The sequence below is a fragment of the Nostoc sp. DedQUE08 genome, from assembly GCF_034530895.1.
Lineage (GTDB): Bacteria > Cyanobacteriota > Cyanobacteriia > Cyanobacteriales > Nostocaceae > Nostoc.
In genome coordinates this window covers 24,243-36,782 of record NZ_JAVRCD010000030.1, presented here as the reverse complement: position 1 = coordinate 36,782, position 12,540 = coordinate 24,243, and the positions used below count along the sequence as shown (strand labels likewise).

Below are 12,540 nucleotides of genomic sequence, written 5' to 3'. Positions count from 1 at the left end.
ATTAGTCATAAACTTGTAATGTAATCCTCAAAAAACCTTGCTTGAAATTTTGCCACTACCTACTTTCTGTCTGAACAAACCTTACCAAAGCTGGTAGTTGTGTCAAGATTAATTTGAGGAATTAAGGCTTGTAACACAATGTTAGGACAATTATTAGACGGACGTTACCAAGTCCTCCAGATATTAGGTGGAGGTGGATTCGGTCAAACCTACATAGCCCAAGATACCCATCGGCCAGGTTTCCCAAAATGCGTTGTCAAACACCTTAAGCCCGTCACTCGTAGTCCTGAATTTCTCAAAACTGCCAGACGGCTATTTACTAGTGAGGCAGAAACACTAGAACAACTGGGCTACCATGACCAAATTCCTCGGCTTTTAGCCTATTTTGAAGAAAACCAAGAGTTCTTCTTGGTGCAAGAGTTCATTGAAGGACATACCCTGAAAGCGGAACTATTCCCCAATCAACGTTGGCCAGAAGATCGAGTCATTCAACTACTCCAACAGGTTTTGGGTATTCTACAATTTATTCACAGCCACAACGTTATTCATCGAGATATCAAACCGGACAATATAATTAGGCGGCAACAAGACGGTAAGTTAGTGCTGATTGACTTTGGCGCTGTTAAACAAGTCCAAACTCAACTGCTCACAATTACAGGGCACACGGGAGCTACTATTATTATTGGTACTCCCGGATATATGTCTACAGAACAGGGACAAGGTAAGCCCCGCCTCAACAGTGATATTTATTCCTTGGGCATTATTGGTATACAATCGCTGACAGGGTTACATCCGATAAACTTTGAGGAAGACCCAGATACAGGAGAAATTTCTTGGCAGCATCAAGCTAACGTCAGTTCTGAGTTGGCATCTGTGCTATCTAAGATGGTGCTACATCACTTTAAACAGCGCTATCAGTCTGCGGCTGAAGTTTTACAGGTGCTTAAGGATCTCGATATTACAAAAGAAGCGCGATCGCTTCAACTACCATCTTCGACACCCAAACAGCAAGAATACGATCGTCAAGATTACCAGGTAGAAGCGCGATCGCTTCAAGTACCAGATTTTACACAACCACCTCAAACTTCGCTTTCTCAACAAAACTCAATTGGGTATCCGACTGCTTCTATTCTGTCTGGGGAAAGTTACAACCGCTTAGAAACAATTCTTTTAGAATTTGTCGGCCCCATCGCCTCAAGATTACTACGACAAGTTGCAGCATCAGCGTCCAATTTGGAAGAATTAATTAGTCAATTAGCCCTTCATCTTCGAGAAAATCAACAAATTGATTTTAAGAAGAAAACAACATTTCTACTAGAAAAATCTACTCTATTACAAGAACTTACTGTAAAATCCGACCAATCTGGTATTAACTCAAATAATTTAGCAAACCAAGAATCTCAAGTTATCAGTGAAAAATTTCTGGAAGAGTGCGAACGTGAGTTGGCTAATTTAATTGGGCCGATAGCTAAGTTTCTAGTGCAAAAAGCTATGAAATCTGCTGGACAAATCTCTCGTGCAGAATTTGTGAAAATTTTAGCATCACAAATACCTGAATCTCAAAAAGCTTTGCAATTTGAGCAACGCTTACTTTCTTGATTTTCTCAAAATTGCGTTTTTCTCTCTGTAAATTATGGATTATTAGCCTTAATTATTCAGCATTTCCAGAGCTATTTTCAAGCTAGCTTTCATCCGATTAAATGCTTCTGCTAACCCGCCAATTTCATCATGAGAACTTTCTTCAAAATCAGCGCTCATATCACCAATACTAACTTTTTGAGCTATTTTCTCTATTCTTCTGATACGCTGAATCACATATTTTTTAATTAAGAAGTTAATTAAGAAAACTACGAGCGCAAAGATCGCAATTAAAAGTCCCATTATCAATATCCAAGTTCGTGTAGCATTGGCAAAAATATCTTGAGAAGGAACAGAGATAATTTGAGCAGAAACAATCTGATTCAGTTGCCAGCCAAAACCATTTTCCGAGCCATAATTTAGCAACTGACTTTTAGGAGCTTGATCTGGTGTAGAATGGCATCGCAAACATTTTGCTTGTGTAATTTTTAGTGGTTGTGCAATGTAAAATACTTCACCTTCTGACAATTTACGAAAGCCTGTAATTTCTAGAGTATTAGGTTCGTTGCGAAAACGCTCCACAAGTTGAGTTTCAAAATTATCAGCTTTATCCGCTAAATTGGTTGGATTAAGTGTTGCATCCTTATGAAAAAAGTTTTGAAATTTAGGCTTTTTACGAAAATTTTCAAAAACCTCTTTAGAGGAAAAAGTTGGTACTACTTCAGGCGTGAATGTTGGGTTAGTATCTAATCTAGGTTCTAATAGGGGAGCAATACGATTTTGTGTATAATCTCTAACTGCATTCACCGTTTGGATGAGAATCTCCGCTTGAGAACTGACTTCATTTTGCGCTCTCTCTTGAAGTACACTGGATAAGGCAATGCCACTTCCTAAAATACTGATGATGAAAACTAATATTAAAAGCAAGTTAAATTTAGCACCTATTTTTAAGTTTTTTAACGTAATGTTGTTTAACATAACCTAAGCAACGAAGGTGGCCTGTGAGTTTGTCTAATATTTATTTATACCTGTTAGAAAGCATCTCAACAATATCTAAATAAATATTAATTGTTTACTGCAATATAACCTTTTTAGGCAGCAGTAAAATTTATCTAAATTAGTCTTGAAAGCCAAATCATTTCCTTAACCATAATTAGTAATGTTTGTGCGATTTCCCCGTCGTTTATTTCTGTTTCATCTACTAGGTTTTACATTTGCTGCCTGCAAACCACAAAATGGAGATGGAGTTGAGGGTACGTTAACTATTGGTGTAATCAACTATGGTGGAGGCGAACAGATAATTAATCAATATGCTAAATTTAATAGTTACTTAGGTGAAAAAACAAACTCATATATTCAGTTAGAGCCTGTTTTTAATGAAAATAGAGCGGTTGAGCGCCTTGATGCTCGTGCTTGGTCATTGGTATTTGCTCCACCAGGTTTAGCGGCTATTGCGATCGCACGTCACCAATATGTTCCTCTATTTCCTTTAATAGGTATTAGTAATTTACGTTCAATCTTCGTTGTTCGCAAAGATAATCCGATAACTGACTTGAAACAATTGCAAGGCAAAACAATAGCTTTAGGACAGTTGGGTTCAGCAACAGGATATTATTTTCCTCTTTACAATCTTTATGGTACAACACTAGCTGAGATATTGTTTGCGCCCACACCTCAAGCAGCACTGGAATTGGTCGCTCAAGGAAAAGCGATCGCCTGTGCCGTCTCTGAGGCGGAATTAAGTCTCTATAGTTCGCAGTTGGCGCCGACCGAATTCCGCATACTATTTAAAGACCCTCACTATGTACCATTAGGTGTGGTCTTGATTGGGCCGAATGTAGAACGTAACCGTCAAGAATTTATCCGCAAAGTCATGAGTGAATCGTCTTCAGATTTAGCTCAAGAAGTGGGGTATGTACCCAATGGACAAGTACCAGATTACAAATACATGATTTCTGTGGTCGATCGGGTAAGTTCAATTAGTTCTAAGCTGCAAAGTAAACCTGTTCGTTTATTTTAATTAAAGCAATAACAATACTTTCAGCCTTTGTTTTCTCAAAAATCTTCTTCTAATGCTCAAATACCTTAGTTTCACTCAGTCGGCGAGCGGGTGTTCCGGGTTTGCACCCAAGTTGATGAGCTCCGGCGGCTCGACGGACAGTACGCTGACGCACTGGTCGCAAACCACCAGGAACTCCCGCAGACCGGTGAAGCACAACGGGGAGTTGAAGTCCTGGCGGTGCGACTCCAACTCCTGCCAGCCGCCCTCGTGAACCTCGTACAACCACCCGTTGCCCGCGTGGTAGCTGTCCCAGAATTCGCACAGGTCACGCTCGTCCAGCACTCGGAACCCGGCCGGCCGCCGGAACACCACACGGGCGAGCACGAACCCCGGCCCCTGCACCTCGACGGTTAGTCCATCGGCGTCGTACCACAGCGACCGTACGACGACCCGCTTGTATCGGGCGGCAGGCGGATACGGGGTACACCTCGGAGGCTTCATCGGTCGAATACTCTCTTTCACCAAACTAACTAAGACTTGGTTAATATAAGTTTTAAATGCGTTTTTATGATTTCCACCTTTAAAACTCATTGCACCAACAATCTCACGGGTTGCGATCGCCCCAATAATAGTTATATTTTTACCACGTTTGTCTGGACGAGCACCGTGTGCTCTTTTTCCCTTTAACGCCCTAGCATAGAGCCTAGTCATGTTTTAGGAGTGCTATAGTTTTATTTTTGGTAAGTAAGTATTATCTTGTATATCTTGCTCAAAAAAACAATTTGAATCGTGCTAGCTGGTTTTTAATCGTCTCTGTCAGGATTTTGTCCAGTTCTGTAGTGTCTTGGAATTGCAAAATTTGCTGTGTCGGTAAGTCGAAGGGAAATTCACCTTCAAAATCTGGGCGTTGCATTTGCGCTAGTAGAATCTGTTCAGACCGCTTACTTTGGATGGCATAGCCAATCTCAATACAGACATTCGGACTGGGAATTAATTGGGGCGTTTCCTTACCATCAATACTAGCAATGGCGGTGGTGTCAGCTATAAATAACAAACTCTTACGGATTTTCCGCATGATTGTGCGGTTAATTCGGAAAGTAGCACCGCTAGGACGAGAGGATTCTATTAATGTTAGGGGAAGACGCGATCGCAAGTTTAAATTGTCTAAACTTTTTCGCAGTTCTTCTTTGAGAATATTCGTCGCTACGCCATACTCAGTTTGATAGGATAAAAAAATTGTTGGTTCTAACTGAGCTAACACCGCCTGTTTAGTGAAATAAATTTCATGACTAATTAAGTCAATGTTAGAGACGCAATAGCCGCCACTACCTTCAATATAAAATTCAATATTTTCCCCTTCCAAATAGCGCCCAAACCAAGTTGACTTTTTCACTTCGTCACTGTCTTCCAAAAAGTCTGCTCGCAATGCTGATTTCAGCAAGCTTTTTTTGCTTAAGCGAATGTCTGGCTGACGTTTTTCCAGTTCTGGAATCGGCTCATAATCCTGTAGATACCACGCTCTGAGCGCAATTATTGACATAAGGCGCTATTTTAACTGTTTCTCACTATTCAACTTCGTATAATCTTACACCCAGAGGAGTCCCTATTTCAGACTTCTCTTTAAACACAACAACACCCAAGCCTCTACTCCCTGAACTATCTCCTCTCTTTGTCGATCGTAGTTAGGGATGTACTAACTTCCATTGCTTTTGTAAACAAGTAATGAAAATCAGTTACAGTGCCCCCTAATCTTCTAGATTTGAGGAAACAGCAGTTTTCGCGTTGGGTGTTGCTGTATTTTGACGAGACAGATGTAAGTTAAACAGCGTCTTATACCTCTTACTAACATTTCAAACGCAGCTGTTATATCTGCCACGGGAAGCTTGTTTCTTAGCTTCAACTATTAGATTATCACTTGTAGCTGGGAGGGATTTATTTTGCAACTAAACTTTACTTTTAAATGATTTTTAATCAAATTCAATATATTGCACACCCTGGATCGCTGACAGCTATTTTTTAGCTGATATGTTAAGAAAATTATCATCTATCTTGTGGATGAATTTAAAAATTGCTCGGTCAATTTTTAAGTTTTGAAACTAACAATTGAGCATTGGTCAATCACCAAAAGTAATTCTTCGCCTGCGTCCTCATTCCCCACTTCCTATTGCTAGTTAACGATTTTGGCTGGAGGCTTGATGGGAATCTCAATCCAGAACTCTGTACCTTTGCCAGGTTCTGAAATGCACTCCATTATTCCCCCATGTTTTTCGACAATAATCTGATAGCTGATTGCTAATCCCAATCCTGTACCTTTGCCCACAGGCTTAGTAGTGTAAAATGGGTCAAAAATTCGCTTTTTCACCTCTTCATTCATTCCGGGCCCGTTGTCAGTAATCCGAATTAACAGACGAGAGTTGTCTGCTGAGACTTTAGTGGAAATCTGGATAGTTGGAATTGGGCATGAGTTATTCTCCTTGTCACCCTGCTTTTGCCACTCCCGACGCCCTACTTCCAGAGCATCTATGGCATTGCTGAAAATATTCATAAATACTTGATTCATTTGACCGGCATAGCATTCCACCCGTGGGATATTGCCATAATCTTTAATTATCTGAATGCGTGGAAATTCAGCATTTCCTTTCAGCCGATGTTGCAAAATTAATAAGGTGTTGTCAATGCCTTCATGCAGGTCAACGCGCTTGTTTTCAGACTCATCTAAGCGAGAAAAATTGCGTAACGACAACACTATTGAGCGAATGCGCTCGGTTCCTACTTGCATTGAGATCATGATTTTTGGCAGGTCTTCTACCAAAAATTCAAAATCGATCGCTTCGATCGCGGCTTGAATTTCACTATGGGGATGGGGATAGTATAACTGGTAGAGACGTAAAATTTCTAGCAGTTGTTCGGTGTAATCACTGGCGTGGCACAGATTACCGTAAATAAAGTTAACGGGGTTGTTGATTTCGTGGGCGACACCCGCCACCAACTGTCCTAGACTGGACATTTTTTCGGTCTGAATCAATCTTGTCTGTGTTTCTTGGAGTTCATATAGGGTCTGCTCTAACTGAGCGGCTTGATTTCTGGCTTCAGTTTCGGCTAGTGAAGTTTGTTGGTAGAGTTGTGCTTGTTGAATTGCGATCGCAGCCTGATCTGCCACCTGCTGCAATAAATCAATTTCTGTATCCTGCCAATTTCTGGGAGCCTCACACTCATGGGCAATTAATAAGCCCCATAGTTCCATACCCATATTAATTGGAACTATTAAGTTTGCTTGCACTTGCAGACTCTCTAAAAACTCTCGATGACAATCACTTAAAGAAGCCGTTGAAAGGTTGTTAATTGCCCGTATCCTACCTTGACAGTATAAACGGGTATAATCATCAGGAAAGCATTCTGGTGGTGCATTCACTCCTAAAACTGACTGCCAATTACCATTAATTTCTTCCACAATCACTGATTGAGTCTTCAGGTGGAAAATCAGCATTCGGTCTGAATTTAGCAGAGGACGGACTTCTTGAACTATGGATTGCAGAGTTGCTTGCAAGTCCAATGTGCGGCGAATATGCTCTGTAACTTGCTTGATTACTTTGGTAAACATTAATGATTTTTCGAGTTCAGAGGTTTGCTCTTGCACCCGCAGTTCTAAGTTGGCATTCAGGGATTGTACCTGTTTATACATCTGCTGCTGCTGAATTGCCATTGAGAAATGATCGTATAAAGCTTGTGCCAAAAAGATGTCTTCCAACTTCCACTCAGGTGATTGCCCTTTTTTTTGCTCTCGCCAAACCTCAAAGGAAAGCTGGGGTAAAAGTTGTCGCCGATTATGTTCGCATCGTCCCGCCCACAAGATTTCCGTTTCCAATTCAGAGCGAAAAATACTTAAGACACCAATAAATTTTTCGCGGTAATGTAGCGGAATCACCATGAGTCCGCGAATTTCACTAGAACGGAATGCTAAAGCCAAAACTCGCAAACGTGATTCTTTATAGAGGTCAGTAGTTGCCCAAATATTACCTTGTTGAAACTCAGCCATCCAGTTTTGCCAGATGGGATGCTGTTCGATAATAGTGTTATCTAACTCGTAGGGGAGTGTCGGTTGGTCGCCCCAAGTGTATAGTTCTCGGTTCTCTGCAATGTAAAGCCTGCCACCGACTCCACAGAGGGCAGTAATAACTTCTTCTAGTGCTCCTTGTAATTGGATTGTCGGCAGTTTATGCAATAATGTGGTGACTCGATTAATAGTAGCTTCTCGCTTTTGCTTGGCGTGGGCTTCAGTGAGTAGATTACTTTGAGCGATCGCGATCGCTACCTGGTCAGCAACTTGCTGCAATACTTTTAGTTCCCCCTTCAAAATCTTTTGCGGTTCACTGTGGTGAGCTACCAACAATCCCCACAATTTAGGCTTTGCCGATAGTTCTTGTGGGTCGCAATCTAAAATTGGTACTACCAACGAAGACTGCACGCCCATTGCTTTGAGGTATTGAATATGGCACTGATCTACTTGCCGATAGTAGATATTAGTTTCTAGACGTTTGCCAGTTTCTTTTGAGTGTAGAGGCGATAGCCCGATCTTCTCATTTGCCACATCGACAATCGAACGTTGCCCCACTAACAAAAACATCTCTCTAGCAGCTTCTGGAATATCATCAACTGGGAAGCGTTGACCCAATAAGGATGGCAGACGTTGTTTATGAATAGATTCTGCAATCACTTCACCACTACCATCAGCATCAAAGCGATAAATTTTCACCCGATCTGCACCCAAAAATAAGCGCACTTCGCTAACAGTTGTTGTTAATATCTCTTGAAGGTCGAGCGATCGCCTAATCTGTTTTGTCATCCGGTGCAGTAAACTTTCTCGATCGAAGTTTTGCTGTAACTCGTTTGGTTTATCCCTACGTGTCATTGTTTGTATACACCAAGACTGAAGTATAATTTTTTTTATATTTGTCCCCGATCGAAATTTTCAACTTACAATGCTTTGATTTTCATCCTATTTCAAGAAATTCTTGCTACTAATGCATTGCTAAGGGCATACATGTATTACAAATCTTTTTGAAAATAGATTAGAGGATGTTTGAAAAGTAACAGATATTTTGCTTGTTCCCTATAGCCCTTGTGAAGTGGATTTAGGGGAGATATAAAACCGTTGTATCATTAAATACTTTTCAGCTATCATCTCAAGTTTAAAGTTAAGAAAATTTTAATCATTGACATTTACTAATTTTATATTCTCAATCATTAAACTATTCCAGTAATTTTACTTAATTTAGAACTGGAATAATTTCTTGAAATTAAAAATATTTTTTTAATATTTTTGCCCATTAATCAATTAATTAAAATTTCTTCAAAGCCATAACTAAATTATTAGTATTTTTTTTAAATGTTTTTGGCTGGGGAATTTGACTATTCCCCGTTTAATTGCTTGACTTGATGTTGAATGTAACTATTTTGATTAAATTATTCGTAAATTACCGTTAAAGATAGTAAATTACGAATTTCTTCACGCACACTCATAAGAGTTTTACCGAGATGGTTTTGACCGCTTTTATTAGCACCACAGCCCCAAAAAGAATCAGTTGGAGAATTTTCAACCAACATCTCATTACCTGTCTTCAGGAGAACTTCTCTGATATCAGCATGAGTGAGAAACTTTTTGAGTACAGCTTCTCGCATAATTTGAGTTTTAACCAAATCCCAGTCTCGACGGAGTTGGCGAGTGCTACATCTTCCCAAAGTCGCAGCTTCTTCTGGGGTGGCGGCAGCATGGATGAGAGGTATAATTGCGGCATCTGTGCTGCCTACAAACTTTTGCGCTTGATAATAATGCTCAACCGTCGGCCAGTAAGCACCCTCAATGTGGATTCCGTGGAGAGAAAAGTTAGAAAAACAGCCATAAGGCTGCCAAACCTTATAAAAGTAAATGGTCATTTGAAAATTGCTCTTTTATATATATATCAATTTCAGGGTAACTGAAAGTTTAGGTTTCAAAACCCTTGATTTATATGAAGGGTTAGTAACATCACTCTGGGGGAGTAATTTTACACAACTTTTGGAACAGTAGGTTTACTACTTTACTCATCAGCTTTCCTTGTCCCCAAGTCCTCTCTCCCAATGCCCCATAATATAAGAAAGCGCTTCACACTTCTTAAATAATCAGCTTTATTAGAACAATGGCGAGAGACTTGCGGGGATTCATGAAAATTTTGGAAGAAAGAGGACAATTACGGCGAATTTCAGCTTTAGTTGACCCAGACTTGGAAATTGCTGAGATTTCCAACCGAATGCTACAAAAAGGTGGCCCAGGGTTGTTGTTTGAAAACGTCAAAGGCGCTTCCTTTCCGGTGGCGGTGAATTTGATGGGAACTGTGGAAAGGATTTGCTGGGCGATGAATATGCAGCATCCAGAGGAGTTGGAAACTCTGGGGAAAAAATTGAGTATGCTGCAACAGCCAAAACCACCAAAGAAGATTTCCCAGGCGATAGATTTTGGAAAAGTGCTGTTTGATGTGGTGAAGGCAAAACCAGGACGAGACTTTTTCCCCGCTTGTCAGCAAGTTGTGCTTCAAGGTAATGATTTAGATTTAAATAAGTTGCCTTTGATACGTCCTTATAATGGTGATGCTGGCAAGATTATCACGTTGGGACTAGTAATTACCAAGGATTGTGAAACTGGTACTCCAAATGTAGGTGTGTATCGCTTACAACTACAATCTAAAAATACGATGACGGTTCACTGGTTATCAGTGCGGGGTGGGGCGAGGCATTTGCGAAAAGCGGCCGAACGTGGGAAAAAATTAGAAGTTGCGATCGCACTTGGTGTAGATCCTCTAATTATCATGGCAGCAGCTACACCTATACCTGTAGATTTATCAGAATGGCTGTTTGCAGGACTTTATGGCGGTTCCGGCGTGCAGTTGGCGAAGTGTAAAACTGTAGATTTGGAAGTTCCCGCAGATTCAGAATTTGTTTTGGAAGGAACGATTACACCAGGGGAAGTTTTACCAGATGGGCCTTTTGGCGACCACATGGGTTATTACGGGGGAGTGGAAGATTCGCCGTTGGTACGCTTCGAGTGTATGACGCACCGGAAAAATCCGATTTACTTAACAACATTTAGCGGTCGTCCACCTAAAGAAGAAGCGATGATGGCGATCGCACTAAATCGCATTTATACGCCCATACTGCGGCAACAAGTATCAGAAATTGTCGATTTCTTCTTACCAATGGAAGCTTTGAGTTACAAAGCGGCGATTATTTCCATAGATAAAGCATATCCGGGACAAGCGCGACGGGCGGCTTTAGCGTTTTGGAGTGCTTTACCACAATTTACATACACCAAATTTGTAATTGTTGTGGATAAAGACATAAATATTCGCGATCCCCGTCAAGTTGTGTGGGCAATTAGTTCTAAAGTTGACCCAGTGCGGGATGTCTTTATTTTGCCGAATACACCTTTTGATACCTTAGATTTTGCTAGTGAAAAGATTGGCTTAGGTGGACGGATGGGAATTGATGCAACTACAAAGATTCCGCCGGAAACAAACCATGAATGGGGTTTGCCTTTGGAATCCGACCCAGATGTGGCGGCGATGGTAGAGAGACGATGGGCGGAGTATGGTTTAGCAGAGTTGCAGTTAGGAGAAGTAGACCCAAATTTGTTTGGCTATGATATGAAGTAACCTGTTATAGATCAATACAGTTCAAATAGAGCAACAAAACCCTAATGTAGAGACGCGATTTATCGCGTCTTTAAAGACCAATTATCTACACCAATAAGCATTAACTAAAACGTATTGTGTGATAGATAATGCAGTAATAGCACAGCAAAGCTATATCTTATGACAGATATTATTTAAATAAATGAAACCTGGTGTAATCAAATATCAAAATGAAAAAGCTGGAGAACACAGCCTGATATAAATATCTCTTTGATCGTCAGCAAAAGACCTTCTTCCATGAAGTATTCTTGTATTATCAATCATTAAAATATCGCCTTTTTGCCACGAAATTTCCGTAGTTATTTTTTCAGCAATTTCATTAAGTTCAGAGACAACCTCTTCAGGAATTTCTGAATCATCTTCAAAATTAATAATCTTTGGGTTTAACTGCTTTGTAGGCAATAAACTATTAATAAATACCTGATATTTTCCACATCTGCTAGGGATAATAGCTGGAGAAATGTATTCAAGCAGAATCGATTTATCCTCATTTACTGTCAAATGTGTATTATTTTTGCGACACATTTCTTCTAGCTGATTCAAATCATCTGTTTGATATTTTTTCTGCCAGTCATCTTGAGATATCCGAACGTTAAATTTTAACTTCTTTTTGTTGAATAACTCTTTAGTTGAACTACTAATTTCATTAAAAAATTGTCTACCATCACATACCGTAGTTTCACCATCTTCTAATGGTGGATTAGCACAGAAAAACCACAGCAGAAGTGGGATATTTTGCTGATAATACATTTCGCCGTGCAACTTAATCTCAGATTTAAAATCATTAACGCTTAAAAGAGTCTCATCCCCATTAATTACTCTTCTACTGAATGCACCACCGGCATAATTTATAAAATCGATACTCAAGAGATTGGTAAATTCTTTAAAAATATCAACATCAACATCAAATCCTCTAAAAAGTAAGATTCCATGAAACTTAAATAAGCTAATAATTTCTTCTTTGTCTAATTCTAAAATACTCACATTGTCGAGATTATTAATTTCTTGAACTATGCTACTTGATATAGAATGTATTTTTTTACTCATATAACTTAATGAATATTTGTCGAAATTTGAACTTCTTGTTGGCGTTAACTACACTATCTATTGACATCTTAATACTTAATGATATCGTTGTGTTGCATTTATCCGTGTAGGCGTAGCCCGCACTTCGACAAGCTCAGTGACCATCGTAGACATCGCAAGACTAAATTTTGTAAAATAAAAGTGTTATTA

9 protein-coding genes and 1 pseudogene are annotated in these 12,540 nt (G+C 39.8%); 3 read left to right on the top strand and 7 right to left on the bottom strand.

Annotation, left to right across the window (positions count from 1 at the left end; all coding sequences use genetic code 11):
* Positions 1-138: 138 nt before the first annotated feature.
* The gene (locus RMY64_RS20080) at positions 139-1,599 is read left to right on the top strand and encodes a serine/threonine-protein kinase (protein ID WP_322700940.1); all 1,461 of its coding nucleotides are present in this window, start codon (positions 139-141) and stop codon (positions 1,597-1,599) included.
* Between the two features lie 48 nt (positions 1,600-1,647).
* Here the strand turns inward: RMY64_RS20080 and RMY64_RS20075 are convergent, their stop codons facing one another.
* Positions 1,648-2,556: a Tll0287-like domain-containing protein gene (locus RMY64_RS20075; protein ID WP_322674370.1), complete on the bottom strand. Its 909-nt coding sequence runs from the start codon at positions 2,554-2,556 to the stop codon at positions 1,648-1,650.
* Between the two features lie 181 nt (positions 2,557-2,737).
* On the opposite strand from RMY64_RS20075, the gene RMY64_RS20070 reads away from it, so the two are divergent.
* Entirely contained in the window at positions 2,738-3,598 is an 861-nt protein-coding gene (locus RMY64_RS20070; RefSeq protein WP_322700939.1) for a phosphate/phosphite/phosphonate ABC transporter substrate-binding protein, read from the top strand.
* Positions 3,599-3,647: 49 nt separating this feature from the next.
* Here RMY64_RS20070 and RMY64_RS20065 read toward each other — a convergent pair whose 3' ends face one another.
* From RMY64_RS20065 to RMY64_RS20050, 5 genes and pseudogenes are all read right to left on the bottom strand, one after another.
* Positions 3,648-3,902, bottom strand: a complete 255-nt coding sequence (locus RMY64_RS20065; RefSeq protein WP_322686122.1) for a hypothetical protein — start codon at positions 3,900-3,902, stop codon at positions 3,648-3,650.
* A 292-nt stretch (positions 3,903-4,194) separates the two neighbouring features.
* A pseudogene (locus RMY64_RS36850) lies at positions 4,195-4,291 on the bottom strand (IS630 family transposase); the annotation flags it as partial.
* A gap of 58 nt (positions 4,292-4,349) precedes the next feature.
* Complete coding sequence (locus RMY64_RS20060; RefSeq protein WP_322674374.1) at positions 4,350-5,120, bottom strand: hypothetical protein; 771 nt, start codon at positions 5,118-5,120, stop codon at positions 4,350-4,352.
* Between the two features lie 627 nt (positions 5,121-5,747).
* Positions 5,748-8,489, bottom strand: coding sequence for a GAF domain-containing protein (locus tag RMY64_RS20055; RefSeq protein WP_322686123.1), 2,742 nt, complete (start codon positions 8,487-8,489; stop codon positions 5,748-5,750).
* 554 nt (positions 8,490-9,043) lie between these two features.
* Positions 9,044-9,514 (bottom strand): N-glycosidase, encoded by a 471-nt coding sequence (locus RMY64_RS20050; protein ID WP_322686124.1) that lies wholly within the window; start codon positions 9,512-9,514, stop codon positions 9,044-9,046.
* Positions 9,515-9,756: 242 nt separating this feature from the next.
* Here RMY64_RS20050 and RMY64_RS20045 point away from each other — a divergent pair, with 242 nt between their 5' ends.
* Positions 9,757-11,265 carry a UbiD family decarboxylase gene (locus RMY64_RS20045; protein WP_322700938.1) on the top strand — a complete coding sequence of 503 codons (1,509 nt, stop codon included), beginning with the start codon at positions 9,757-9,759 and terminating at the stop codon, positions 11,263-11,265.
* Positions 11,266-11,469: 204 nt separating this feature from the next.
* Here the strand turns inward: RMY64_RS20045 and RMY64_RS20040 are convergent, their stop codons facing one another.
* A complete protein-coding gene (locus RMY64_RS20040) occupies positions 11,470-12,351 on the bottom strand; it encodes a TauD/TfdA family dioxygenase (protein WP_322686126.1) in 882 nt (293 codons plus the stop codon).
* Positions 12,352-12,540: the final 189 nt, after the last annotated feature.

What these genes read in the sequence shown, in the direction of transcription:
- RMY64_RS20055 (WP_322686123.1), bottom strand. Translation starts at nt 8,489, where the DNA reads ATGACACGTAGGGATAAACCAAACGAGTTACAGCAAAACTTCGATCGA.
- RMY64_RS20075 (WP_322674370.1), bottom strand. Translation starts at nt 2,556, where the DNA reads ATGTTAAACAACATTACGTTAAAAAACTTAAAAATAGGTGCTAAATTT.
- RMY64_RS20080 (WP_322700940.1), top strand. Translation starts at nt 139, where the DNA reads ATGTTAGGACAATTATTAGACGGACGTTACCAAGTCCTCCAGATATTA.
- RMY64_RS20070 (WP_322700939.1), top strand. Translation starts at nt 2,738, where the DNA reads ATGTTTGTGCGATTTCCCCGTCGTTTATTTCTGTTTCATCTACTAGGT.
- RMY64_RS20040 (WP_322686126.1), bottom strand. Translation starts at nt 12,351, where the DNA reads ATGAGTAAAAAAATACATTCTATATCAAGTAGCATAGTTCAAGAAATT.
- RMY64_RS20060 (WP_322674374.1), bottom strand. Translation starts at nt 5,120, where the DNA reads ATGTCAATAATTGCGCTCAGAGCGTGGTATCTACAGGATTATGAGCCG.
- RMY64_RS20050 (WP_322686124.1), bottom strand. Translation starts at nt 9,514, where the DNA reads ATGACCATTTACTTTTATAAGGTTTGGCAGCCTTATGGCTGTTTTTCT.
- RMY64_RS20045 (WP_322700938.1), top strand. Translation starts at nt 9,757, where the DNA reads ATGGCGAGAGACTTGCGGGGATTCATGAAAATTTTGGAAGAAAGAGGA.